Consider the following 25,056-nt stretch of genomic DNA (forward strand, 5'->3'; position numbering starts at 1 on the left):
GTATTTCGTGGATGTCCTATTGGCCGGCCTGCAGGCCGGTGCGCAGTACGCGATCCTCGCCGGTGCCCTCGTGATCGTCTTCAAGACCACCGGGGTGTTCAACTTCGCGACCGGCACCTTCGCCACCGTCGGCGTCTATGTGACGCTCGAGATCAGCAACCTCCCGATCCCCGGAGCAGGTGCGGTGATCCTGGGATGCGTGGCGGTCGGCGTGCTGTCCATACTGATCGAACTCGGCGTCGCCAGACCGATGCAGCGGCGGCTGCCGGCCTCCGGCGCCCATGTCGTTGTCGTGCTGCTTCTGCTGTTGATGGTCCTGGGAGAAGGCACCGTCCGGCTGATCTACTCCGCGCAGCCGCGTTCCATCCCCGCGAAGCTGGCCGTCGACGGAGTGACGACTGTCGCAGGCGTGCCGATCTCGCATGTCACCATCCTCACGCTCGGTTCGCTGGTGGCAGCCTCACTGGCCAGCCTGTTCCTGCTGCAGCGCACCAGGGTCGGCATCATGGCGCGCGCCGTCGCGGCCGACGCACGAGCGGCCCAGGTCGCGGGGGTACGCGCGAACGGGTTCCGCATCGCCGCCTGGTGCCTCTCCGGAATGCTGGCCGCGTACGCCGGCTGGCTCCTGTCCAACTCGGTCAGCGTCGCCCCGTCCATGGCTCAACTCCCCATGGTCAAGGCCATCGCCGGCGTCGCGCTCGGAGGTCTCAGCAACCTCCCCGGTGCGATCGTCTGCTCCGTACTGATCGGTGTCCTCGAAGCCGTCGCAGTCGTGCACATCGGAGGATGGGCGACGTCGATCCTGCCGCTTGTCGTGATCTTCGTGATGCTTCTGGTCCGCCCGGACGGGTTGTTCGGGACGCGAGAGGCGGTGCGGGTATGACACTCGACGTCGCGGCCCCGCGCGAAAGGGAACACCGGTCCTGGCGGTCCGCCGGACACTCCAAGAGCCTCAGGTGGGCCACGCCGCTGCTGCCGCTGGTGGCGACGACCGTGCTGTGGGGAATCGGCAGCGATTACTGGACGTATCTTGCCGCTCTCTACATGGTCTGGCTGATCGCGGGCCTGGGCATGAACCTCGTCATCGGAAGCGGTGGGCTCGCGGCACTGCACGGGCCGGCGGCGATGGGTGTCGGAGCCTATGCGGCCGTCCTGTCGATGGAGCACGAAGTGCCCGTTGCGGCGGCCGTTCTGATCGGGGGAGCGGCCTCGGGTGTTCTGGTCACGCTGCTGCTCCTGCCGACGCTGCGACTGCGGTCCTTCTATTTCACGGTCGCGACGTTCGTGGCGGTCCTCCTGGTCCAGAACGTCCTCAACCAGGCGGTCTCCGTCACCGGAGGACCGTACGGAAAGATCGTGCCCCCACCGGTGATCGGCAGTCTCACGGCGATCGACGGCACGCTTGCCCTTACCGCGGTCTACCTGGCGCTCGCCGCCGGCTTCATCGCCTGGCTCGCCGGATCGGCGTTCATCGTGAGGCTGCGGGCCGTGCGGGATTCGACCGAGGGCGCGAAGTCCGCCGGTCTCTCCGTCTTCCGGATCCGCGCTCAGGCCGTCTTCATGTGCAATGTCCTTCTCGGGGTCGCAGGCGCCCTGCTGGGTGTGGTGACCGTCGCCATCGTCCCGTCGACGTTCGGCCTGCCGGCGATCGTCTCCACCCTGCTGGTGGCATGGGTGGGAGGCCTGGACCGCTTCTTCAGCCCCGTCATCGGCGCGCTCCTGGTCAGCGTGGTACCCGCGGTGTTCACCGGCCTGCAGGGCTACTCGGACTTCTTCACCGTCGCGGTGCTGTTCGTCGTCTTGATGCTGGCGCCCAACGGAGTCCTGGCGATGCTTCCCGGTGCCTCATCCCGGCGGGTGCTTCGATGAGCCGATTCCGCATCGCGGGAATGACCGTGGCATTCCAGGGCGTCACCGTCGTCGACGATGTCGATCTTTCGGTCGAGGCCGGGCAGGTGCATGCCGTCATCGGACCTAACGGTGCCGGGAAGACCACCCTGCTCAACGCGGCGACCGGTGTGATTCGTGCCGTCGCCGGACACGTGTACATCGACGACGCGCAACTTCGAGGGCACAGCCTGGACAGCAGCGCCCGCCAAGGACTGAGCCGGACGTTCCAGCACTCCCAGGCCTTCGATTCACTGACCCCGCTGGAGCATGTGGCCGTCGCCGGCCGCGTGGGCCGGGACGGATCGGAGCGGACAGTCGACTTCGCACACGATCTCGTACGAGGCCTGCCCGATCGACCCGCGTGTGAACTGGACGCGTGGGGGAGACGCACGGCCGAGCTGGCGCGAGCACTCGCCGGCGGCCCACGGGTTCTGCTGCTCGACGAACCTGCCGGCGGCCTGGACGAAGAAGGCCGGCGCACACTCGCCGGCGTGCTGGACGAGATCCGTGACCTGGGGATCGCCACGGTCCTGATCGAACACGACATGCGCCTGGTGCACGGGGTGTGCGACTACGCCACGGTCCTCGACGCCGGTCGTGTCGTCGGAAGCGGCCGGCCGGCCGAACTCGCCAACGACGCGCACGTTGCCGCGGCATACCTAGGGGGTGCTCCCAGTGGCGCTGAGTCTTGACCGTGTGGAGGTGACGTACGGGCGGGTCGTCGCACTGCGCGGCATCACCGCAACCGTCGAGGACGGACGCATCCTCGGAGTCCTGGGCGCCAACGGCGCCGGGAAGAGCTCGCTGGTCGACGCGATCGTCGGCCGCGTACCGTATCGGGGGCACATCACCGGCCCGGCCGGTTCACTGGACGGGCTGCCCACCTGGCGCCGGCTGCGGCAGGGTGTCGGATTCGTCCCCCAGGACCGTGACCTGATCGGTGAGCTCACCGTCGAGGAGAACATCCTCGTGGCCACCGCGGGGTCGAGCCGCCGACAGGCTTTCGTCCACCTCGCGCGAAGCTTCGAGGACTTTCCGAAGCTCGTCCCGCTGCGCCACCGCAAGGTCGGGCATCTCAGCGGCGGTGAGCGGCAGTTGACAGCGATCGCGCGAGCGCTCGTACGCCGGCCCTCGACCCTGGTTCTCGACGAACCGTCCCTGGGCCTTTCACCCACGATGCGCGAGACGGTCGTCGCGTCGGTGCTGCGCCGATGCCGTGACGACGGACTCGCGGTGCTCCTGGTCGAGCAGTTCACCGACCTAGTGCTCGCGTTCGCCGACGACGTCCTGGTGATGTCGAACGGCAGCACCGAGTGGAACGGCCCCCGGGCAACGCTCGACGCGGCGACGATCCAGCGCGCCTACCTCGGCGAGGCGGGCCCACCGGTCGGCGCCCGCGAACATCAGCCACCGCTGTCCGCGTGAACTCCCGCGTCGCCCATCACGTCCATGTTTCCACCAGAAGGAGCAAGCCATGCGGGCTGTCACCTACCACACGTCAGGTGAGCTCGACCAGCTCGAGCTCACGGATCTGCCCGAACCGACGGCAGCGGCGGACGAGGTACTGGTCCGGGTGTCCCATGTCTCGCTGAACGCCCTGGACCTCCTTGTCCTCGCCGGCCTGCCGAACGTCCACCACCCCTTTCCGATGGTGCCCGGCGGCGACGTCTCAGGTGTCCTGACCCACGTCGGTGAGGGCGCGAAGGAGCAAGGATGGCGTCGCGGCGACCGGGTCCTGGTCTATCCCACCCACCCGCGGCACGGGATCAACGGCGAGTCGGCGCTCGGCGGGCTGTCAGAGCTGATGGCCTGCCACGTCAGCCAGCTCACCCGGGTCCCCGACACCGTGTCGCTGCGCGACGCCGCGGCCCTGCCGACCGCCTACGGCGCCGCAGCCCACATGCTGTTCACCGTCGGACGGGTGTCTGCGGGAGAGGTCGTGATGGTCCTCGGCGCGGCCGGCGGTGTGGGAAGCGCCGTGGTCCAACTGGCCAAAACACGCGGCGCGGTTGTCGTGGCGGCGGTCAACACCACGGCGAAGGCCGACTATGTCCGCTCACTCGGAGCCGATCACGTCATCGACCTGTCGTGCGAAGACCTGCGCGAGCGGTGCACAGCGCTGTTCGGACGGCCGCGCGCCATCGACCCGGTCACCCACCTGCCTGGCCATACGGCCGCGAACCCGCCCGGTGTCGACGTGCTCGTGAACTTCGTCGGCGGACCCGCATGGCACAGTGCGTTGCGGTGCGTTCGAGCCGGCGGCCGCATCCTGACGTGCGGTGCTCTCGCCGGGCACCTCGTGGAACTCGACCTGCGGTACGTGTGGAGTCTCCAACTGCAGATCCTGGGCGCGACCGGCTGGACGGTCGGCGAGCAGCAGGAACTGCTCGACCTCGTCGCCGGCGGGCAGCTGACTCCGGCGATCGACACTGTCGTTCCGCTGGGCGAGTACCGTGCCGCATTCCGGCGCATCGCCGATCGTTCCGCGCGCGGGAAGGTACTGGTCGACCTCACCGCGACCTCCGGCTGACCGGTTCGCTCCAAGGACGCGAGGAACCCCGGGCGCTCGCCCGGGGTTCCTCGCATCCCGAGTACGGCGGCGCTGAGCGCCATCGTGCCGCTTCGGAATCGCTCCGACGACGGACCCGTCCTCGGTCCGGGCGCTTCTGGTTCGCGGTGTGCCGGACGACCGGAGGACGCGGTCACCGCCGCGGGTGCGCTGCTCGACAGCGCGCAGGCCGAGCACTGTCCGGTCCTGGCTGCCTGGGCACTCCCGAAAACGCAGCAGGGCCCGGTTCAGGTCGATGACCTTGAACAGGGCCCGGCTGCGTGTTGAAGGGGTCGTCCTACGGTGCTACGAGGAGCAGTTGCTGAGCCGTCGTCGGTACGACCTTGCCGACAGCGTTGCGGGGCAGCCGGGGAACGATCCGAATCAGGGTCGGGACCGCGTAGGCGGCCAGGAGTTCCGACGCCAGGACCCGGATCTCCTGCTCCAGGTCCTGCGAAGCGCTGCCGTCCGGTTCGACGAGGCACGCCACGATCTCACCGAGCCGGTCGTCGGGGTAACCGAAAACATACGCCTCGACCACCGAGGGGTGCTGGTTCACGGCCGCAGCAACGGTCGCAGGGTCTATCTTCTCGCCGCCGCGGTTGATGAAGTTCTTCAGGCGTCCGCGGAGCGCGACGGTTCCTTGGGGGGTGAGCTCGAACAGATCCCCCGTCCGGAGCCAGCCGTCTTCGGTCAGGGCATGGCTCGTGGCCTCCGGATCGTCCAGGTAGCCGGCCATCACCGAAGGACCACCCAGTTCGAGCTCCGCGTACTGCCCGTGGACGGCTCCTTCGCGGACTTCGACTTCGGCTACCGGCGCTCCGACGTCGCCGGGCCCCTGGTTCGAGGTACGAAGATCGGGACCGCAGACGAAGGACGTCGCCTCGGTCACGCCGTACGCGTTCAGGACCGGCCGACCGGTGTGTTCCATGAACCGTGACGACAGGTCGCTTGCGGTCGGAGCGCCACCGACGAGACAGAACCGCAGCTTCGACCAGTCGATGTCGCCCATCACCGGGGAGCGCAGCAGCCTCTCCACGGCAGCCGGCACCGTCGGCCACGCAGTCGGCGCGAGCGGTACGTGCGCGATCGCGGACGTGGAGAGCCGCCCGAACGCGTCGACCGAGGCTCCGGTCAATGTCGGGGCGAGAGCGGTCCAGTTGACTCCGTAGCAGTGGAACAGCGGCAGGGTGCCGAGAACGCGATCGCCGGGTCCGTACTGGGCGTACTTGATGATGGCGGAGATGTTCGAGACCAGCCCCGCGCGGGTGTGCAGCACCGCCTTGGGGGCGCCGGTCGTCCCGCCCGTGAACAAGATCTGTGCCACCTCGGAGGGCAGATCCTGGCGGGCGTCCGCCGTACCGGTGTCGGTGATGTGATCGCCCTCGAGGAGGAACGCCGGCCGGGCGATGCCGAGCCGGCGGTCCTCGTCGTGCGCGGGCAGCCCTCGTTCCATGGGCATCACGACGGCGCCGACGAGCCCGGCAGCCAGATAATTCGTCACGAACGAGATGGGTGTGGCCTCGCGGATGACCGCAACCTGGTGGGGACGCAGACCCCGGTCACGCAGCTCTTCGGCCTTGTCGAGTGCGCGGCGGCGCAGGACGCTGCCGGTGACGATCTCGTGTTGCACGTGGTCGTGCCACTCGCCGAGCGTCAGCTGCTCGAACCTTGGCCCGAACAGATCAGCAATGAAAGAACTTTCCACTCTGGTCCTTCTCTCGCAATGAGTCGGCTCGTGAGTGTGCCGGGCCAAGGTGAGCCGGTATGGGGTCGCGCGCCGGTGTTACAGAACTGCCTGGGACTCGAAGACCTGGCTCTCGGTCACGATGGCCCACTGCTTGTTGACGGCGAACTTCTCCTCGTCAGCGACCAGCTCGTCGTTCAGCGGGCCGGAGAAGGAGCGCCTGATCGAGTCCATGTCATCGAACCAGAGTTCGGAGATGCCGTCGAACTGGGACGTCTGGGTGCGGACCGGGATCGTCATGTTCTGGACGTACTTGCGGCATTCGGGCAGGCAGCGGCGGACGACGTCGTTGTGCGTCTCGTTCCAGTAGGCCTGAGCCTCCTCACGGCTCATGTCCGGGCGGAAGTTGAACATGGCGATGATCTTCAGCATGAGTACTCCAAGAAATGAAGTTGGCGTCAGATTTGATTTTGGAGCTACCCTCAACTTGATGTCAAGGCACCGCACTTGGTGCCGGAACGAAGCGGGGAGGTCCACTCGTGGCCACAGGTGACACGGCACCGCGCCCATCAAGCGCTCTGACCAGGAAGGGCGCGGCCACCCGCGCCCGACTCATCCAGGCCGCCCAATGCGTGTTCAGCGAGCGGGGCTTCCTTCAGTCCAAGATCACTGACATCACGGCGGCAGCGGGTACGGCCAACGGCACCTTCTACACCTACTTCGACTCGAAGGAGCAGGTGCTGATGGCCATCGCCGACGAAGTGGTCGGGCGGTTCCTGGGAACTCTCCGGGAAGGGCGTTCGACGAGCGGAGACCCGGCAGAGGTCATCTCGCACGACAACCACCAGTACGTCGTGGCCTACCGGGCACACGCCGACATCATGCGCGTCATCGAGCAAGCGGCGACGTTCAACAATGAGATGGCGGTGCTGCGCCGATCGATCAGAGAACGGTTCGTCGAACGTGCCGCTCGGAGCATCCGGACATGGCAGGCAGAGGGCCTGTGCAGCGCGGACCTCACGCCGCGCATCGTGGCCGCGCTTCTCGTCGCGATGGTCGACAACTTCGCGTACAACTGGCTGTCCCTCGGTCAGCCGCACCCCGAGGACGAAGTGGTGCACGCGATGAACGAGATCTGGATCCGGGCACTGCGCATCCCCAAGGAGGCCCGCACACATCCAGCGCAGTTATGACCGGGCCTGACCGGGGTCGTGGGTCGCAGCCCGTCTTCGTCAGCGCCTCCGGGCCGGCACGCATTCCGCCCGGATCGGCGTCGACCGGCACCAGGAACCCCACAGCGAGTACCCGCGGGCCGGTCCTGAGGCCGTGCTGGTCGACGTGCGCCCGAAGTTGGAACGTATTGCGTGTCGTGGTACAGATGACGGCATGAAGCCGCAGACCGACCCCAGATCGCCGGTGAAGCTGACCCGCAAGGGGGCGGCGACCCGCGCGCGACTGGTGACGGCGGCCGGCAAGGTCTTCGCTGAACTCGGCTTTTTGCAGACCCGGATCACTGACATCACGAAGGCCGCAGACGCCGCGAGCGGCACGTTCTACGTCTACTTCGACTCGAAGGAAGACATCCTGCGCGCGGTTTTCGACGACGTGATCGCGGACTTCCTCGACATGCTGCGCGAGGGCCGCCCGGTCGACGCGGACCCCATCGCGTTGATCGACCACGACAACCAGCGCTACCTTGTCGCCTACCGCAAGCACGCAGGCGCCATGCGGGTGCTCGAACAGGTGGCGACCTTCAACGACGAGTTCGCAGCGCTTCGCCGGTCGGTGCGTGACCGCTTCGTCGTGCGCGCCGAGCGCAGCATCGAGCAGTGGCAGCGCGCCGGCCACTGCGATCCGGACTTCGACCCGCACATCGTGGCCGCTCTGCTGGTGGCGATGGTCGACAACTTCACGTACACGTGGCTGGGGCTCGGTGAGAGCTACAACGGGGATCGGGTCTCCGAGGAGATGACCAGCGTCTGGGTCAAGAGTCTCGGCCTGAGGCGCCTCGACCCGTAGCCCTGGCCGTGCGGCTCGTGTCGCCCGTTGAGCCGATGAACCGCGCCGAGCGGGGGCCACCGTTATGGGCCGCGACCGGCTGGGGACCACGTCCGCGATGACGCGGTGCATCGCGCGTCGGAGTAGGCGCTCACCGTCTTGTTCGACTGGTTGGCGTTCGTTCCTTGCGTGACACCGGCTCTTGAGGTCCGGTATGCCGGGTGAGAGGGTCCTGCGTCGAGAGCTGGTTCAGAAGCGCTGATAGGGAATGCCGAAATTGATGATGGGTGGCCCGATTGCCGGGGGCTGTTCTATATCGGCTGGCTCGTTCGATGCGACATCAAAATGAGGAAGAATCCACTTCCAGAAGACAAGTGGCCGGAATTCGCACGGAAAAGCACTAGTGCGCGGAACTCTTCCAGGTCCCCGCACATTTCGTGCGGCGTTCACCCAGGTGGGAAGCGGTTGGCACGGGGGTGTGGGTGCGCCGGTCAGCGACATCGGCATCATCCGCGATCTGGGTGTGACCACCGCGGTCACACCGGCGTTCTGGTATCGCTCGTACCAACCGTTGTCTTCTCGGGTTAATGTCCATTGAGAAAACAATTGTCCACCGGCAATCGCCTGGCGCTGCGGAGGCGGCGAGGGCGACAGATGTCGAGTGACCATGAGCGCGATCATTTACCCCCATGTCTACTTCGATGGGAGCCCGGATTGAGTACCCACCGTCTGGCCAGGCGACCGCCGACGAGCTTCGGACGTCACGACACCCACCATTTCCTGCTTCACATGCTGACGCCGGCGTTGATGTGTCTGGGTATGGGCCTGGCCTACATCGGCGCATTCCATGCACCGCACGTGCACGGGCTGAAGGTCGCCGTCGTCGGCACCTCGTCGCGCCAGCAGGTGCTGGCCCAGACGATCAAGGACAGGGGCGGTGACGCGGTGGATGTCACCACCGTGCCGAACCGGGCCGAAGCGGAGCGCAGGCTACTGGACCGGGACCTGGTCGGCGCTTACGTGCCCAAGGTCAAAAACCCGGAACTACTGGTGGCCAAGGCGAACTCCGACAGCTCTGCCACTGTCGCGGAAGCCCTGTTCAAGCTCGTGGCCGACAAGCAGCACACGCCGCTGCGCGTCACTGACCTGACCCGTCTCTCCAGTGGCGACGTCACCGGCCAGGGACTCTTCTTCCTGCTGGTCGCGCTGAGTATCGGCTCGAACGGTTTCGCTGTCGCCCTGAGTGCGTTCAGTGCCACTTTCCGGATGTGGACCCGGGTCGCATTGGGAATCGGTGCCTCACTGGTGGTGAGCGTCATCGGGATTGTCCTGGCCGGCCCGGTCTTCAATGTGATCGACCACGACCGGATCGCCGTGTGGGCCATGGCCTGGCTGTACTCGGCGGGCATTCTCACCGTCGGTCTCGCCTTGCAATTCTTCCTGAAGCGCTGGGGGACGCTGGCCATGATGGTGCTGTTCGTGATGGTCAACTTCACCAGCTCCGGAGGCATCCTGCAGCCGGCGCTGCAAAGGGGCTTCTTCGGCGCACTGCACTCCTTCTGGAACGGCGCCGGTTTCGTCGAGGGCGCACGCAGCCTGCTCTACTTCGATTCGGCGGGCTTCGGCGAGCGCATCTGGTCCCTGGTCATCTGGCTGGCCGCCGGTCTGGTGCTGGCGGCCGCCGCCGCGGCGGCCGAGCGTCGCGGTGTCGCCGCTCCGGGCGTGCCGGCCCACGGCAACCGCGGTGTCACGAGCTCGGGCACCTCGGTTCACCCGGCCCAGCACCCCACAGGCGCCGCTGGGGGCGTGGTGGCACCGGCGCACTCGGCCGCCGTCACGCCGCGATGACTCCACCGGCCGGGCCCTGGCCATGGTTCAGGTCATGGGGTTCTCTCGCCGGAGCGCGTGACTGGGCTGCCTGCGGCGTACGGGCGCCGTAGGCAGCCGGCGGACCGGGCATGGATTCAGCGAGGACGTTCTGATCTGGTATGACCGCCTCGTGGCCGACTGGTCGACTGGTCGACTGGGCGTGTGGGTTCGGCCCGTTCTGGCCGGTCGCGCGGCTTGGTCCTGCTGGGCTGTCCCGGATGAGCGACCGCGAGCGTTGCATGCCTGGCCGCGACGGCGGGGTTTCAGGTCCGCCAAGCGCTTGAGGCATCAGTTCCTTGAGCCGACCCTCCTGATCTACCGATCCTCGCCCGACCCCTTCAGCCGGGACGCTGTAGAAGCCGCCGAAGGACCACGCGATCGCCTGGACAGAGCCTCACCCCCGAGTCAACGCCAGAATCAGGCATACCGGTTCATAATGTCCTCTGAGGACACCTCGCTTGCGCGTCCGTGGGAGCGTCCCAAGTTGCACCAGTTGGGGTTGTCGGCATGGCACACCTCCTACGCTGCCCAATCGCGTCTGCGCCTTCCTCAGGTTCGCCGTCTCGACCTCCATCACACGGAAACCGAAGCTGTGCTGGAGCCGCTCCCGCAGGCTTCTCCCTCGGTCGAAGCCCCGCGTTTGTCCTTCGGCGCGGCGGGCGGGAGGCCGGGGGTGCGTGAGCGTCACCGACCTGGCGCACCGCGGCCGCGACGGCGAGGTCGCCGTCAGAAGCGACCATCTGCGGTTCCTGAGGCAGCCGAACAGAGCGTGGCGCAGGCCTGCCCTGCTTGTGCGTGCGGGCCCGGTGATGGGCCTGCTGTTCCGGCCGGAGATTGACCACGCTGGCGAAGCCCTGCACAATCCTCGGCTCCAACTCCGCACTGTTGTCCGGTTGTTGTGAGCCGCACCGTGCCAGTGACGCCATTCATTTCGGCCGACGCCGTCAAGACTCTGCCCGATATTCGGGAACGGGTAATTCTGCGACGCGATTGTGCCGGGTCGAGCGGCGCGCCACGTCGACGCCCTCATGAGTGCCGTGATCTCGGGCTCGCCGCCCTCTCGGCAGGAGCGGCGCGCCGGCGAGGCATCCGGCGGTGCGGAGAGCGCGCAACAGCTCAGACCAGGTCGGATGAGGGTACCGGCAAGGAAAGGGTGGCAGCGCGGATCGCGTCGGTGAGCGGGTCCAGGCCGGCCCGACAGGCGGCTCCTTCGGGACGCGACACACGTAATTCCCGACGGTCCACGTCGCGCTGACAGCGTCGCGGCGGCGTGCGGGCGACGCGTGTCGCCAATGAGACATGTCGCAGTTACGACACCCGGGGCTAGTGACGCTTCAGGCCCTTTTAACGAATCCTTTCGGAAGGTTTCATCCCTTGCTGTGCGCACGGTGCCTTACAGCGCAGTGATCGCCTGACACAGCGGCCACACAGGGCCTGTCCCCGCCGTCAGTTCCAACCGGGCAACGCCATACGCACCTGCCCGGGCTGTTCACCGGCCGCCATCCAGTGGCTGCCGCAGAAGGAGTCCGAGTGAGACGATCCGCTCGCAAGTCGGTCGCAGGCGCGCTGATAGCCGGCGCCACGGTGCTCGCAGTCACCGCGTCGACCGGCACCGCGATGGCCGGTACGCCCCAGGCGCACGCCAGTGCGGTCCGGGTCCAGCCCCGGGCAGGCGCACTGCCCGTCCACCTCTCAGCGGCGGAGCAGGCCAAGCTCCTCGGGGTGGCTCTGGCGGGCCGAGCGGCCACCGCCCGGTCGCTGCACCTGGGAGCTCAGGAGCAGCTGGTCCCCAAGTCGGTCCTCAAGGACGCCGACGGCTCCGTGCACACCCGCTACGAGCGCACCTTCGCGGGACTGCCGGTCCTCGGCGGCGACTTGGTCGTGCACACGGCTGCCGACGGGACCTCGAAGGGGGCAGACAAGGCCACCAACGCGCATATCAGCGTGCCGAGCACCACCGCGACCCGGTCCGCCGACTCGGCGAAAACCCTCGCGATCGGCCGCGCCAAGGCCGTGGGGGCGACCAACCCGGCGGTGACCAGCTCCCGCAAGGTCGTCTGGGCGGCCTCCGGCGCCCCGGTCCTGGCCTGGGAGTCCGTGGTCGGCGGTCTGCAGGACGACGGCACGCCGAGCCGGCTGCACGTCATCTCGGATGCGAAGACCGGCGCCAGGCTGTTCGAGTACCAGGGGATCGAGACCGGCGTCGGCAACAGCGAGTACAGCGGCACGGTCACGTTGGGGACCACGCTGTCGGGCTCGACGTACAGCATGACCGACAACACCCGTGGCGGACACAAGACGTATGACCTCGGCCACGGCGACTCGGGTACCGGCACCCTGTTCGCCAACTCCACCGACACCTGGGGGGACGGCTCGCCGTCCAACGCCGAGACCGCCGGTGTGGACGCCGCCTACGGCGCCCAGGCCACCTGGGACTTCTACAAGAACGTGATGGGCCGCAGCGGCATCCGCAACGACGGTGTCGCTGCCTACTCCCGCACCCACTTCGGCGTCGGCTACGAGAACGCCTTCTGGGACGACGGCTGCTTCTGCATGACGTACGGTGACGGCGCCGGTGACAAGCACCCGCTGACCTCGGTCGATGTGGCCGGCCATGAGATGAGCCACGGCGTCACCGCCGCCACGGCGGGTCTGCAGTACGGGGGTGAGTCCGGGGGCCTCAACGAGGCGACCTCGGACATCTTCGGCACGTCGGTCGAGTTCTATGCGAACAACGCGAACGATGCCGGTGACTACCTCATCGGCGAGAAGATCGACCTGTACGGTGACGGCACCCCGCTGCGCTACCAGGACAAGCCCTCGCGGGACGGAATTTCGCCCGACAACTGGTCTGCAGGCGTCGGCAATCTGGACGTGCACTACTCATCCGGTCCGGCGAACCACTTCTTCTACCTGCTGTCCGAGGGCAGCGGGGCGAAGGTGATCAACGGCGTCAGCTACAACAGCCCCACCGCCGACGGTGTGGCGGTGCCCGGCATCGGCCGGGAGAACGCCGCCAAGCTCTGGTACAAGGCCCTGACCGAGCGCTTCACCTCCACCACCGACTACTCGGGCGCGCGTACCCAGACCCTGCAGGCCGCCGCCGACCTGTGGGGCGCCGGCAGTGCCACCTACAAGACGGTCGCCGACACCTGGGCCGCCATCGGCGTCGTCGCCCGCGTCACCGTGACCAAGCCGGCGGACCAGAACACGGTCGTCAAGACCCCCGTAAGCCTGCAGGTCCAGGCGGGCAGCAACAATCCCGGAACGCTGACGTACTCCGCCACCGGCCTGCCCGCGGGTCTGTCGATCAACGCGAGCACGGGCCTGATCTCCGGCACGCCGACCGCCGTCGGCCTCAGCACCGTGACGGTCAAGGTCACGGACTCCTCCAAGGTCGCCGGCTCCGCGACCTTCGGCTGGGGGGTCTCCACGGCGGGAGGCAACGTCTTCACGAACACCACCGACGTGCCGGTCCCGGACGCCGGCGCGGCCGTGTACTCCACCATCAAGGTCGCCGGCCGGGCGGGCAACGCGCCGAGCACCCTGGCGGTCGGCGTCAACATCGTGCACCCCTACCGCGGTGACCTGGTCGTCGACCTGGTCGCCCCGGACGGCAGCCTCTACCACCTGAAGAAGTCCAACGGCTTCGACTCGGCCGCCAACGTCATCGCCACCTACACCGTCAATGCCTCCGGTGAGACCGCCAGCGGCACTTGGAAGCTGAAGGTCCAGGACGCGTACCACCTGGACAGCGGCCACATCAACAGCTGGAAGCTCACCTTCTGAGCGGTGCCCCGTCCCCAGCCGGACAGTGCTGGGGACCCCGGCCCGACCATTTCAGTCATACGAGAGGTATCTGACCAATGCTCAGAATCCGCCTGAAGGCGGCGATATCAGCGGGATTGATGCTGGTCGCCGGTGCCGTGCCGGCCGCGTCCGCGGCGCAGCCGGACCGTACCGGGACCGCCACCCTTCCCACTGCCGCGCCGGCGGCCCACTCCGCGACCGTACGGCTGGTGACCGGCGACCGGGTGACCGTGACGACGCTGCCCGGCGGCCGGCACACCGCGTCGGTGCAGCCCGGCCCCGGACGCGAGCACATCCCCTTCCGGACGCTGGAGGGGGACGACAAGGCACTGACCGTGATGCCGTTCGACGCCCAAGGGCTGGTGTCCGCAGGAACCCTGGACCGACGCCTGTTCGATGTGACGGCCCTGATCGCCGATGGCTACGACGAGGCCCACACCTCCGCGCTGCCACTGATCGTCTCCTCTCGGCCCGTGCCGTCACGGACCGGAGCCAGAGTCACGGCGCAGGCGTCGAAAGCCGCCACGGCCACGGCCGACCGGCTCGTGGCGCTCAAGACGGCCGCTGCGCCCTTCCGCGACCTGGAGAGCATCCACGCTCGAGCGATGCGTGTCGCCGACCACGACCTGGGCAAGTTCTGGAAGACGCTGAACCCCGGCGGATCGTCGGACGCCGCCCGCGCGGCGGTCACCCCGCGGATCTCGCTCGACGGCAAGGTGAAGGCGCTGCTGGACCGCAGCACCGCGCAGATCAACGCCCCCACCGCGTGGAAGGCGGGCTACGAGGGCCAGGGCGTCAAGGTGGCCGTGTTGGACACCGGTGCCGACGCGAGCCACCCCGACCTCGCCGGGCGCATCGCGGAGGCCAAGGACTTCTCCGGCAGTGGGAACACCGGTGACCACTTCGGGCACGGCACGCACGTCGCCTCGATCGTCGGCGGCAGCGGCGCCGCGTCCAGCGGGACCCGCCGCGGTGTCGCGCCCAAGGCCGACCTGCTGATCGGCAAGGTGCTCGACGACAACGGCTACGGCGACGAGTCGGGCATCATCGCCGGCATGGAGTGGGCGACCGGCGAGCATGCCAAGGTCGTCAACATGAGTCTCGGTGCGTCCATCGAGACCGACGGCACCGACCCGCTGAGCGAGGCCGTCAACACCCTGACCGCCTCCACCGGCACGCTTTTCGTCGTCGCGGCGGGCAACGACGGCCCGGGGATGTCCACCGTCGGCACGCCGGGCGCGGCCGACGCGGCGCTGACCGTGGGTGCCGTCGACCGTGACGACTCCCTCGCCCCCTTCTCCAGCCGGGGCCCGCGCTTCGGCGACGGGGCGGTCAAGCCCGACGTGACCGCCCCCGGCGTCGGCATCGTCGCCGCCCGCGCGGCCGGCACCACCCTGGGCGACCCGGTCGACGCCAACTATGTCGCGCTGTCCGGGACCTCCATGGCCACTCCGCACGTCGCCGGCGCCGCCGCCCTGCTGGCCCAGCAGCACCCGGACTGGCAGGCGCAGCAGCTCAAGGACGCCCTGACCAGCACCGCCCACGTGGTGCCCGGCACCAAGGTGACCGAGCAGGGTGGCGGTCGCATCGACCTCGCCACGGCCATCGGCGCCGTCACGGCCACCGGCTCCGTCACCCTCGACCCGCTGTACATCGGCGGTGCGGCCGGGCAGCAGCAGACCGCCGTCATCCACTACACCAACACCGGCGATCAGCCGCTCACCCTCTCCCTGGCGGCCGACCTGGCCACCGACACCGGCAGAGCGCTCCCGCCCGGAGTGGTCAGCCTGGGCTCCAGCACCGTGCAACTGGCCGCCGGCGCCACCGCCGACGTGCCGCTGCGCACCGACGCGACGCACGCCGTCCGCGGCAACTTCTACGGGTACGTCACCGCGAAGTCCGCCGCCGGCGACGTGGTGGCGCACACGACGCTCTCCCTCGTGGTGCACGCCCCGCAGCACCGGCTGACCGTGGTCGTCCGAAACCGCGACGGCCAGGTCGTGCCGGGCGCGCTGCCGAACATCTGGAGCCCCGCCGGCTGGGCGCAGTACACCGACCGGGACGCGGCGGTCGCCGTCGTCGAAGAAGGCACGTACTACCTCAACTCCGGCTTCTACGACACGACCTCGGACGGTGACCAGGTGGGCGACGTCGTCGTCCCCGAGGTCAAGGTCACCAAAGACACGACGGTGACGCTGAACGCCGCCGATGTCACCGAGGTGAAGATCCGCACGCCCCGCCCCGCCGAGCAGCACGGCGTCATCAGCACCATGCTGTACCGTCAGATCGACGGTCACGGCCTGCTCCAGGGCGCCCTGTACTTCGACACCGTCAACCATCTCTACGTCAGCCCCACCGCTCCGGTCACCGACGGTGCCTTCGAGTACACCTCGCGCTGGCAGATGACGGCCCCGCAGCTGCTGGCGAAGATCTCCGGCAGCTCGCAGGGATTCAGGCCGTACTACGAGCCGTTCTCCCCGGTCTTCGGGGACCAGGGCGCGCGGCTGACCGCCGTGGACGCCGGGTCGGTGACGGCGCCCGATCTGCGCAATGTGCGCGGCAAGTTGGCCGTGGCCCGGTACTCCTGGCCCACGGGCGACTACGCCGGGTTCTCACGACTGGCGGCTGCGGCGGGGGCGAAGGCGGTGCTCTTCGCCTGGGAGCCGGCCGGAGGCGCCGCCTGGACCCGGTGGCAGCCGGACGGTGACCGCCTGGAGCTGCCCTCGATGCGGACCAACTGGGCGAACGGCGGCCCCTTGCTGGATCGCATCAAGAAGGGCACCACCACGCTGGAGTTCTCCGGCACGGTGCAAAGCCCGTATCTGTACGACGTGATGCCGGTCTCGAAGGGCTCCATCCCCGAGCAGATGGTCTACACCGTCTCGGATCGCAACACCGCTCAGGTCCGCGCCACCTACACCCGCACCGGCGCCTCGACCTGGGCGAGCGAGCAGCGGTTCGGATGGCGGCCGTACCAGGACACCGCGTGGAACCAGTACAGCCGCTACGTGCCGGTGGGTCAGGAACGCCTCGAGTACGTCAGCAGTGACGCGGACACGCTGTGGAAGCACACGGTGCACCACAACGTCGTCTGGAACGTCGACTTCGCCCTGGGGGCCGGGTCGCAGGACTCCCCGCACACCTACCGGCCCGGCCAGCGCGCCACGGAGCGGTGGTTCGGTGCGGTGGTCCGGCCCTCGATCCCGCGCGGCTTCTCCCTGAAGTCGGTGCGCAAGGGCGACACCATGTCGGTGTACGTGCCCGAGTTCAACGACTCCGGCACCGGGCACTGGTCCTTCTCCGAGTTGCCGGCCTTCGGCGGCGGCGTCGGCGGCGAAGGCGGTACCGGCACGGCCAGGGCGAACAGCAGCGGGCTCGACACGGTGCCCGACACCGCCACAGCGGTGCTGTACCGCAACGGGAAGCAGATCTCCGCGTCGAACAACGGCGCCTGGGGCAACCTGGAGGTGCCCCCGGGCAAGGCCGCATACAAGCTGGACCTGACCACGGCACGCGAATCGGACGACTGGCACTTCGCCACCGACACGCACACGTCGTGGACGTTCCACTCGGACACCGCGGCCCGCGCGACCATGCTGCCGCTGCTCCAGCTCGACTACGACGTACCGGTCGACGCCAAGAACGCGGTGGACCGGGCGCGCACCCACTCGGTCGGCTTCAACGTCCGCATGCAGGACGGGATGCCCGCCCCGCGCGGAGTGAAGCTGAAGGTCGAGGCGTCCTACGAGGACGGGAAGAACTGGACAACGGTGCAGACGGCGCGGCGCGGCAGCGACGGGCACTTCACCGCCGACCTGAAGCGGCCGTCGTACATACACGGCGACGCGTACGTGACACTGCGGGTGACCGCGACGGACGCGGCCGGCAACAGTGTCCAGCAGACCGTGGTCCGCGCGTTCCTGCACCGCGGCGTCAAGTGGTACGCCAACTACCGGTGATGTGAACCGCTCAGGCCCAAGCGCGGCGGGTGCCACGGTCTTCGGACCCTGGCACCCGCTGTGTCGTGCGGCGACGCCCAAAACGCGCGACGAGATCGCCTCGGCGGCCGTCGGTACGGGATCACCGCGGCCGGCGGCAGCGACAGGCAGAGCGCATTCGTCGGCGCCTGCCTGCCGCCTCGCCACCCGCATCGGTCTGCGAGATATGGCTGAGTCTGTCGCCGGTGCTGTCAGGCGTCGGTGTCCGATGCCCCTGCGCGGTCTCCGCGGCTGGGGCTGGAACAGCGGACATGGACCAGCTCACCTCCGTGAAAACACAGGCTCGTTGAGTTCGATCGACCGCAGCCCCGCGATCAGCGCCGCCTGGTCGCCGACGTCCAGGGCAGTGTCCGCGAACTTGATGGTGTGGTCGTCGCCGTGCGCCGCGGCGCGCTCGAAGATGTCCTCGGCGGTCAGGGTGCCGGTGGGGGCGTAGCTCGCCGGTGCGGTCGGCGCATACGCGGCTGTGACCGCCGCGCTCGCCGCCCAGGCGGCCGCCAACGAGGAGGGCCACAGCTCGCGGGGGAGTGCGGGCAAGGTGCGCAGGACCGCGTTGGGTGCCGTCGCCGCGTGGACGAGCATGACCGGCTCACCGTAGCCGTGCGTGGCATAACGGTGCACGGCCGCGGTGACCAGCTCGGACAGGTCGGCGCGGGCAGACTCGGGGTCGGAGGCCGAGGCGGCGGGCCAGTCGGGGAAGGCGGTCAGTTGGGCGAACCGGTCCCGGATACCGCCCTCCTGCTCGGGGACCAGCGGTACCGCGTCGAGCGAAGCCGCCGCGCTCTGTGTCCGTCCGGTCAGGGTGATCTCGGGCAGCAGCTGATGACGGGCCGCCCAGTAGCCGAGCCCATGTGCCAGTTCGGTGACCCGCGGGGCACCGGCGTCACCGCTCAGCAGGGTGCGTACGGCATGACCGACCCGGATCACCGGATGCGTGGCGCCCGCCGCGATGCCCGGCAGCAGCCGGGGCCACCACTCGGCGAGGACCTCCCGCCATGGCCGCTCGGCGGTCTCCCGCTCGAAGTACGCCGTCCAGTCGGCGATCCGCTGCGGATCGCCCAGCGCCGCACGCCAATTGGTGGCAGTGATACGGGAATTGAGGCTCGGCATGTCCTCGAGCTTGTTGCGGTAGTGGTCCAGCCACCGGTGCACGCTCCCGGCCTGACCGTGCCGGACCAGGGCCTCGACGGCCATCGGTCCGTGGTTGCTGAGCCAGCCGTGGCGCTCGGGTCCCGAGGTGTGAAGTCGCTGCAGTGCTTCGTCGAGAGTGCCGGACGTGTCGAGCGTGCCTGTGGTGTGGTCCATGCCCGCACGGTAGGGCGGCCCCGGTGGCGTCCGTAACGGTCGCGGGTCCTAGGTCGCGGGACCCAGATCCTTCTCATACCAGACCACATCCCAGTACGGCCAAAGTCGCCGACCTTGAACGGAGGGGGCTGGTCTATGGGATTTCCCGCGTCCCATGCCAGTTGGAGGCAACCAGCCAACGGACCCCCACCCTCGTTGCGGTGGGGGTCGGAGGCGCGAACTCTGAAGCCGACAACCTATTCGGTGGTCTGAACCCGACCGCCTATTCGGTGCGCAGAGCCGTGGCGGTTCGGACCCTGGCGGCGCAGGCTGCGGGGAGGAGCGCACCCAGGGTGGCGATGAGCAGGCCGCCGAGTGCGAGCGGGAGGAGTTCGGCCGCGTGGTAGACGGCCATGACGGAACCGGGGAGGCGGAGCCCCACGCTGTTGCCCATCGTGGGGATGACCCAGGCGTGCAGGGCTACGCCGAGAGTGCCCGCGACCAGTCCGGTCACGACGACCGAGGTGATGACCATCGTGATGGTCTGCCGGGGGCATGCCCAGCGCCTTGCGGAGACCGAGTTCCCGGACGCGCTCGCGGGTGTCGAGCAGCACTCCGTTGAGCACACCGAGCGCGGCGACGGCGAGGAGCATCAGCGTGAGGGTCGCGGACAGCGCGTTGAGTTTGACGACCTGGTCGCAAGCCGTGCAGCCGGGAGATCGTGCGCTCGACGACGTAGCGGAAGATGCCCAGGCCGGTGCCGTGAGGCTCGCCGTGCTTCGCGATCACCGGTCGGATCGCGCGTGCTCAGAGCAGGCGCCGGTACTTGTCGTGGTCCTAGCCGCGGTCAGCCAGCAGTACATCGGGACGCCGGCGCGGCCGGCGACGGGTGGGCTCTTGTCGAGCAGGGGCAGGAGGTGGGTGACGTCGTTGCGGTTCCCGCCGGTCAGCGACACCGCGAGCGGGACGCCCTGGCGCAGGCTCCACCAGGCCACAGCCCGCCCGAGCCATTACCGACGACGGATCCCCGCCCCCTCCACCGCATAGATCACAAAGCCACACTGGAGTATGAGTGCGTCATGTTTCAGGGGCTGCGGTGCGAGGCTGCTAGGGCCTGTGTGGAGTTGTGATCAAGGCTGGGATCCGAGGTGTCGGATCCAGAGGAGGCCGGCGCATAATTCGAGTCCGGCCTGGTAGCTTTCAGGCTTTTTGTCGTAGCGGACGGCGAGGCCACGCCAGTCCTTGATCTTGTTGATGGTGCGTTCGACGCTGTTGCGGAGCTTGTACAGCTGCTTGTCCCAGGTGACGGGCCATCCGCCGCGTGAGCCGCGGTTCTTGCGGTGGGCGGCCTAATCCTTCTTCTCGGGGACGACCGCTTTGATCCCACCTTTGCGCAGGTGGGAACGGTTCTGGCGGGACGAGTACGCTTTATCGTCGGCGACTGCGTCTGGCCGGGTGCGGGGCCGGCCGACCGGGCCGGGGACGCGGATCTTGTTCAGGACGGGGATGAACTGCGGACTGTCCCCGGCTTGTCCCACAGTGATCTTCAGCGAGAGGGGCAGACATTGCGGCACACAGGACAGGTGCGTCTTCGTGGTCAGTCCGCCGCGGGAACGCCCCAGGTCGGCAGCGGCGAGTCGGACCTTGCGGCGACGTCTCACGCGTCGTCGTTCTTCTCGCTCCGGGTCCAGTTGTCCGTCTTGTTCCTGGCCGGCGCCCCTTTTTCCACGGCGGCCTTCTCCAGTGCGTCCAGGGTCTCGGGTTCCACGATCATCCCGGCAGCATCATGATGGGCCCGGACTGTGGTCGAGTCCACGCTGACCAGCGACAAGTCCACCAGGCCCCGCTTCGCCGCCTCGGCGATCGCGCCCTGGAACACCGCGGTGAACACCCCGGCATCCCGCCACTGCCGAAACCGGCCGTAAACGGTGGACCAATGCCCGAACCGTTCGGGCAACTTCCGCCACTTCGCCCCGTTCCTGAACCGCTACACGACGCCCTCGAAGTGCGCTCGCAGGTTCTCCGGGTACGGCCCGAACTCACCGACCGGCAGGAACGGTGAGATGAACTCCCACTCAGCATCAGAAAGTTGAGGTCGAGACACCCCACCGTTTTACTCCAAAGGCCCCGACTCTCCCGAGCCGGGGCCCCCGAGATCACAACTCCACACAGGCCCTAGTACCGGTGTGGCGCCGAGCGCGGACAGGAGCTCGCGGGCCCTCCACAGGTCCGCCGGTCTGATACCCGCAGAGCGTGTGAGCGAGTGGAGTACTTGGGTCGCCGACGGTCGGTCGTGCCGCGAGAGTGACTCCGCGGCTTTGATCCGGTCGATTGTCACGATATCGGGGTCTTGTGCGAGGGCGAGCAACGCCGCTGTACCCAGGGGTGGTTCAAAGCCGGCCAGCGCTGCTGCAGCCTGGCGTCGCGCCGGTGCGTGGAGCGCCGTGTCGGTGGTCATCGCCTGGAGTGCCTTGCACGCCTGGGACGGTTCGTGGTCGGCGAGGAGCCGGGCCGCCCGTACCCGGGTGAAGCCTTCTACTGAAGGGTCTGTGGTGAGCATCTCCAGCACGGCCGGCGCGTGTGGCCAAGAATGTCCCGCTAGGTGTTCGGTCAGCCACAGACGGGTACCGCCGGCCGTCTTGTGGTCGGTCAGGAGGGCCATCAGCGCATCATGTCCGCGCTGTGGGTCGAGATCGGCCAACCTGCCCGCAGCCCAGGCGCGGGTGATTCGAGCGGTGCGGGGGTCGGCTGTGAGCTTGCGCAGGACTTCCTGCTCGTGCACGTCACCCAGCGCGGCCAGTTGGTCGAGGAGCCACAGCCGCACGGTGTGCGTTGGGCTGTTCGTCTGAGTGAGGGCGAGAGATTTCAGCAGCCCGATCGTCCTGCCCTGATCGAGTTCCACGAGAGCGAGCAGAGCCTGTGCCAGATGCTCGTCGTCCAGTACACGACTGTCGATCAATTGTCCCAAGGCCTGCGCGCCCGCAGCGAGGTCGTGGTGGGCCAGACGGACAGCAGCCCACAGCCGGACATCCTGCCTGGTCGTCCGGTTCTGGACGGTACCCTTGAGCAGAGCCGTCGCACGGTTCGTGAGGAACGCGGTGAGGCTGATCCCGTCGCGCAGAGCAGCCATCAGGAGACCGGCCGCGGCGAGGTCGTGCCGGTCGAGGACGTCTACGAGTGTCGGGACGAGGTCCTGGCCGAGGCGTTGCCAGCGGGCCAGCAGGAACACCACGAACGACTCGCTGTCCGGTTCGATACCTAGGGCAGCCAATGTCCGTCCCCGTGGCGATGAGACCGGTACTTCGATGGCCAGATGGCACGCGGCGAGGTACTCCTCGATCGTTCGGTGGATGAAGGAGAAACCGCGTGAGCCCCGTTCGACGAGTACTCCGCTCTGTCTCAGCAGCTCTCGCAATGCCTGCCGCCAGTGCAACACATCGAGGTGGGCGGGACGCAAGGACTCGGTCAACTCCTCCGCCATGTCAAGCAGTCCCGCGCTCGCGTCGGTGCGGCGCCCCGCGGCAAGTGCGTCGAGAAGGGGTCGCTCCTGCCGTAGCAGGTCCTCCGCGGCCTGCTCGCCTGCGGCGCCCGCCTGTCGTCGCAGGCGCTGTGGCAACTGCCGGTAGACGTCTGTCCTGCCATACTGCTTCGCGCCCAGGAGCCCAATGAACGCCTCGTACAACTCGGCACGGGCCGACGGCAGTATGTGTTCGGGATCGTGTGCGTAGACGGCGCAGAGCATGGTGGCGAGTAGCGGGATGCGGGTCAGGTGATCCAGTTTGTTGCCGCGCAGATCGTCTATGAACTGGCTGGTCAGCGCGGCTGGTTCGATTGATCCGAGGGACTCGAACCAGGACTGGGCGAAGGCCGGCAACTGGTCCACGTCGAATGGCTGGATCTCATAGGCCTCGACGCCCAATTGCTCCGACTCCAGCAGGGTGTCGAGCTCCCGGGAGGGAAGGAACCTGCTGGCGATCACAATGCGGTAGTGCTTCTTGCCGCCCCGTTCGATGAGGGCCTGCAGCACACGGCGCCGGGTGGTTTGGTCGATGATCTCGTCCACGCCGTCGACCAGCACGAGCCAGGGGACGTCCGCGATGGCATAGGTCTCGAACACTTCGGCAGGTAGCCTGACATCGTCCCACATCCGCAGCTCCCTGTTGGCCGCGTGAGCCAGCGCGGCCGGGAACGTCGACTCCTCGGCCAGGATGTCCGCCGGAACGAGTACGGGGACGTGAGCAGCCGGCTGGCCGGTCAGCCATGCGCCGGCAGCGAGGGTGGTCAGGCGCCGGAGCAGGCTCGACTTGCCGGAGCCGGGGCCCCCGAGTACCAGGGCATGGCGACTTCCGGCGAGAGCCTGTTCCGCCGGCAGCGGACCCAGCTGAACGCCGTCGATACCGGGCCGGACGTCGGAGCTGTATGCGGTTTGTTCCGCGTCCGTGAACACGGAGGAGACGAGTACGTCGGCCGCCCGCGGCAGGGGGCGGGAGTTGGTGTCCTGGGCCGGGCGGGCAGCTGGCGGGGAACGGAGGTCCTCTCCGCGTTGCCGGACACGGGGAACGCGGCCGACGTGCTGGTGCAGGTAGACCCTGGTGAGCGGGGGTATCGCACCACCGTCCTCCGAGAGTCGCTCCCACAGCGTGGAGTAGGGGTGTTCGTCAGCCGCCTTCAAGGCGGCTTTGAGGTAGTCACGCAGGAGCGGTCCTGGATGGTGCCAGCCGCCAGCGCGGATCTGAGCGTCGGTCAGCCTGTCCAGCCAAGCGGCGTTCGTGGTCACGGCCTCTCGCTGTGCCTTCGCCACCTCGGGAAAGGCAGCAAGCACAGCGGATGTCGGTATGAGGCGTGCCGCATGGTGTGCGTCGGAGTCTCCTTCGCGCGGCTCTTTCCCGCGGAGCATACCGATGACGCCACCCGTGCGGAGATTGAGCACGGGCGATCCGCTGTGACCGCCGAACACCTGGACACCGGCCACTTTGATCATGTCGGCGCCGTGCCGGTGTACGGAGTCGCCCACGGTCCGGAAAGACAGGGCGTCACCACCCCGGTAGGCAGTTTTCGGATAGCCCCAGCCCCACAGGGAGTCGTCCTCTCGATACGCGCCGCCCAGGCAGGCCCATGACGGACTTCGGGGGGCATCGCAGGGGCGTAGCAAGGCAAGGTCGGGGCCTGAGCCGTCCTTGTGCGGGAGCGTGCGCACCACGTCGAGCGTGAGCTGTTGGTCCTGCCAGATTCCGCTGACCTGGGTGTGGTGCGGTACGACATGGGCGCAGGTCACGACGAGGTCCGGGGCGGCGAAGAAGCCGGTTCCCACCACGCCGGGGCCGCCGCCGTGAAACCCGGGGGAAGTGATCGCGACAGTCGTCTCACGCAGGGCCTCCGTGAGGGAACGGGCGCCTAGGGTGTCGGGCTGGACCATTCCAGTGTGACCTTCAGATTCGCGGCGGCGCTGCCCTTCACGATCAACGCCGTCAACTTGCCCGACTCGACGGCCAACTGGCACCCGAACTCGATGGTTGCCCGCTGCGGAGCGGCCTGGCGCAAAGCCTGGTTCAGCTGGCCGGCGAACGTGGAAAGGGCGCTCGTGACACCGGAGAGGTCGGGGACGAGACCCGCGACCTCCTCGTCCTCCAGCGCGTCTCTCTGTGGGGTTCCTCCAAGAGGAGTGGCCTGTACGAAGAGCACCGCGTCCCCCAGCTCGACACGGGTGATGGAGCTGGACTCATCGGCAGGTGTCAACGTGCCTGTTGGTGACAGCGACACTCAATCTCCCTTTAGCCATGCTCACTTGAGGTGGCGAGCAGAGCACCATTATGGAGGACTGGCAGGGGGTGCCGCTTCAGTTGGTGCTCTTTGCGTGTCCGCGATGGTTCCAGAGTCCCGGTCACGTCGGCGCTCATGGTTCTTCCCCGCTTCGGTGGCCGCAGCCCGCCCGCGCATTGGGCGACACCAGCCGACGAGCTCGGCCCATGACA

17 protein-coding genes and 2 pseudogenes are annotated in these 25,056 nt (G+C 68.2%); 11 read left to right on the forward strand and 8 right to left on the reverse strand.

Annotation, left to right across the window (positions count from 1 at the left end; all coding sequences use genetic code 11):
- Positions 1-7: 7 nt before the first annotated feature.
- Genes ACFV0T_RS29370 through ACFV0T_RS29390 form a run of 5 tightly spaced genes read left to right on the forward strand, consistent with a single transcriptional unit; the run spans position 8 to position 4,420 of the window.
- Positions 8-883, forward strand: a complete 876-nt coding sequence (locus tag ACFV0T_RS29370; RefSeq protein ID WP_385785449.1) for a branched-chain amino acid ABC transporter permease — start codon at positions 8-10, stop codon at positions 881-883.
- Positions 880-1,869, forward strand: coding sequence for a branched-chain amino acid ABC transporter permease (locus ACFV0T_RS29375; protein WP_385785451.1), 990 nt, complete (start codon positions 880-882; stop codon positions 1,867-1,869). The genes ACFV0T_RS29370 and ACFV0T_RS29375 overlap by 4 nt, the downstream gene beginning before the upstream one ends.
- Entirely contained in the window at positions 1,866-2,582 is a 717-nt protein-coding gene (locus ACFV0T_RS29380; RefSeq protein ID WP_385785454.1) for an ABC transporter ATP-binding protein, read from the forward strand. Before ACFV0T_RS29375 ends, ACFV0T_RS29380 begins: the two co-directional genes overlap by 4 nt.
- Positions 2,566-3,315, forward strand: a complete 750-nt coding sequence (locus ACFV0T_RS29385) for an ABC transporter ATP-binding protein (protein WP_385785457.1) — start codon at positions 2,566-2,568, stop codon at positions 3,313-3,315. Before ACFV0T_RS29380 ends, ACFV0T_RS29385 begins: the two co-directional genes overlap by 17 nt.
- Positions 3,316-3,364: 49 nt before the next feature.
- Positions 3,365-4,420, forward strand: a complete 1,056-nt coding sequence (locus ACFV0T_RS29390; protein ID WP_385785459.1) for a zinc-binding alcohol dehydrogenase family protein — start codon at positions 3,365-3,367, stop codon at positions 4,418-4,420.
- A gap of 316 nt (positions 4,421-4,736) precedes the next feature.
- Here ACFV0T_RS29390 and ACFV0T_RS29395 read toward each other — a convergent pair whose 3' ends face one another.
- Positions 4,737-6,146, reverse strand: a complete 1,410-nt coding sequence (locus ACFV0T_RS29395) for a class I adenylate-forming enzyme family protein (protein WP_385785461.1) — start codon at positions 6,144-6,146, stop codon at positions 4,737-4,739.
- A gap of 78 nt (positions 6,147-6,224) precedes the next feature.
- Positions 6,225-6,557 (reverse strand): EthD domain-containing protein, encoded by a 333-nt coding sequence (locus ACFV0T_RS29400; RefSeq protein WP_385785463.1) that lies wholly within the window; start codon positions 6,555-6,557, stop codon positions 6,225-6,227.
- Between the two features lie 107 nt (positions 6,558-6,664).
- On the opposite strand from ACFV0T_RS29400, the gene ACFV0T_RS29405 reads away from it, so the two are divergent.
- The 6 genes from ACFV0T_RS29405 to ACFV0T_RS29430 all read left to right on the forward strand — a co-directional run bounded on the left by ACFV0T_RS29405 (position 6,665) and on the right by ACFV0T_RS29430 (position 17,761).
- Positions 6,665-7,318 (forward strand): TetR/AcrR family transcriptional regulator, encoded by a 654-nt coding sequence (locus ACFV0T_RS29405; RefSeq protein WP_385785466.1) that lies wholly within the window; start codon positions 6,665-6,667, stop codon positions 7,316-7,318.
- A gap of 133 nt (positions 7,319-7,451) precedes the next feature.
- Positions 7,452-8,144, forward strand: a complete 693-nt coding sequence (locus ACFV0T_RS29410) for a TetR/AcrR family transcriptional regulator (RefSeq protein WP_385785468.1) — start codon at positions 7,452-7,454, stop codon at positions 8,142-8,144.
- A gap of 768 nt (positions 8,145-8,912) precedes the next feature.
- Positions 8,913-9,971: a hypothetical protein gene (locus ACFV0T_RS29415; protein ID WP_385785470.1), complete on the forward strand. Its 1,059-nt coding sequence runs from the start codon at positions 8,913-8,915 to the stop codon at positions 9,969-9,971.
- A 698-nt stretch (positions 9,972-10,669) separates the two neighbouring features.
- Entirely contained in the window at positions 10,670-10,894 is a 225-nt protein-coding gene (locus ACFV0T_RS29420) for a hypothetical protein (RefSeq protein WP_385785473.1), read from the forward strand.
- Positions 10,895-11,522: 628 nt separating this feature from the next.
- Positions 11,523-13,781 carry a M4 family metallopeptidase gene (locus ACFV0T_RS29425; protein ID WP_385785476.1) on the forward strand — a complete coding sequence of 753 codons (2,259 nt, stop codon included), beginning with the start codon at positions 11,523-11,525 and terminating at the stop codon, positions 13,779-13,781.
- A 77-nt stretch (positions 13,782-13,858) separates the two neighbouring features.
- Complete coding sequence (locus ACFV0T_RS29430; RefSeq protein WP_385785480.1) at positions 13,859-17,761, forward strand: S8 family serine peptidase; 3,903 nt, start codon at positions 13,859-13,861, stop codon at positions 17,759-17,761.
- Between the two features lie 300 nt (positions 17,762-18,061).
- Here the strand turns inward: ACFV0T_RS29430 and ACFV0T_RS29435 are convergent, their stop codons facing one another.
- The 6 genes and pseudogenes from ACFV0T_RS29435 to ACFV0T_RS29460 form a co-directional block, all read right to left on the reverse strand.
- Positions 18,062-19,105, reverse strand: a complete 1,044-nt coding sequence (locus ACFV0T_RS29435; protein WP_385785483.1) for a questin oxidase family protein — start codon at positions 19,103-19,105, stop codon at positions 18,062-18,064.
- A gap of 262 nt (positions 19,106-19,367) precedes the next feature.
- Positions 19,368-19,619 (reverse strand): hypothetical protein, encoded by a 252-nt coding sequence (locus ACFV0T_RS29440; protein WP_385785485.1) that lies wholly within the window; start codon positions 19,617-19,619, stop codon positions 19,368-19,370.
- Between the two features lie 161 nt (positions 19,620-19,780).
- A pseudogene (locus tag ACFV0T_RS29445) lies at positions 19,781-20,055 on the reverse strand (transposase); the annotation flags it as partial.
- Positions 20,056-20,214: 159 nt separating this feature from the next.
- Positions 20,215-21,188: pseudogene (locus tag ACFV0T_RS29450) on the reverse strand (IS5 family transposase).
- Positions 21,189-21,197: 9 nt separating this feature from the next.
- Positions 21,198-24,500: a trypsin-like peptidase domain-containing protein gene (locus tag ACFV0T_RS29455; RefSeq protein ID WP_385785486.1), complete on the reverse strand. Its 3,303-nt coding sequence runs from the start codon at positions 24,498-24,500 to the stop codon at positions 21,198-21,200.
- Positions 24,479-24,820 carry a CU044_2847 family protein gene (locus tag ACFV0T_RS29460; protein WP_385785488.1) on the reverse strand — a complete coding sequence of 114 codons (342 nt, stop codon included), beginning with the start codon at positions 24,818-24,820 and terminating at the stop codon, positions 24,479-24,481. The genes ACFV0T_RS29455 and ACFV0T_RS29460 overlap by 22 nt, the downstream gene beginning before the upstream one ends.
- Between the last annotated feature and the right edge of the window lie 236 nt (positions 24,821-25,056).

This window comes from Streptomyces sp. NPDC059582 (assembly GCF_042735715.1).
In the GTDB taxonomy this organism is placed as follows: domain Bacteria; phylum Actinomycetota; class Actinomycetes; order Streptomycetales; family Streptomycetaceae; genus Streptomyces.

Bases quoted from the DNA above. Each gene is read 5' to 3' on its own strand.
- ACFV0T_RS29375 (WP_385785451.1), top strand. From the start codon at position 880: ATGACACTCGACGTCGCGGCCCCGCGCGAAAGGGAACACCGGTCCTGG.
- ACFV0T_RS29380 (WP_385785454.1), top strand. From the start codon at position 1,866: ATGAGCCGATTCCGCATCGCGGGAATGACCGTGGCATTCCAGGGCGTC.
- ACFV0T_RS29390 (WP_385785459.1), top strand. From the start codon at position 3,365: ATGCGGGCTGTCACCTACCACACGTCAGGTGAGCTCGACCAGCTCGAG.
- ACFV0T_RS29400 (WP_385785463.1), bottom strand. From the start codon at position 6,557: ATGCTGAAGATCATCGCCATGTTCAACTTCCGCCCGGACATGAGCCGT.
- ACFV0T_RS29415 (WP_385785470.1), top strand. From the start codon at position 8,913: ATGCTGACGCCGGCGTTGATGTGTCTGGGTATGGGCCTGGCCTACATC.
- ACFV0T_RS29430 (WP_385785480.1), top strand. From the start codon at position 13,859: ATGCTCAGAATCCGCCTGAAGGCGGCGATATCAGCGGGATTGATGCTG.
- ACFV0T_RS29435 (WP_385785483.1), bottom strand. From the start codon at position 19,105: ATGGACCACACCACAGGCACGCTCGACACGTCCGGCACTCTCGACGAA.
- ACFV0T_RS29440 (WP_385785485.1), bottom strand. From the start codon at position 19,619: ATGGTCATCACCTCGGTCGTCGTGACCGGACTGGTCGCGGGCACTCTC.
- ACFV0T_RS29455 (WP_385785486.1), bottom strand. From the start codon at position 24,500: ATGGTCCAGCCCGACACCCTAGGCGCCCGTTCCCTCACGGAGGCCCTG.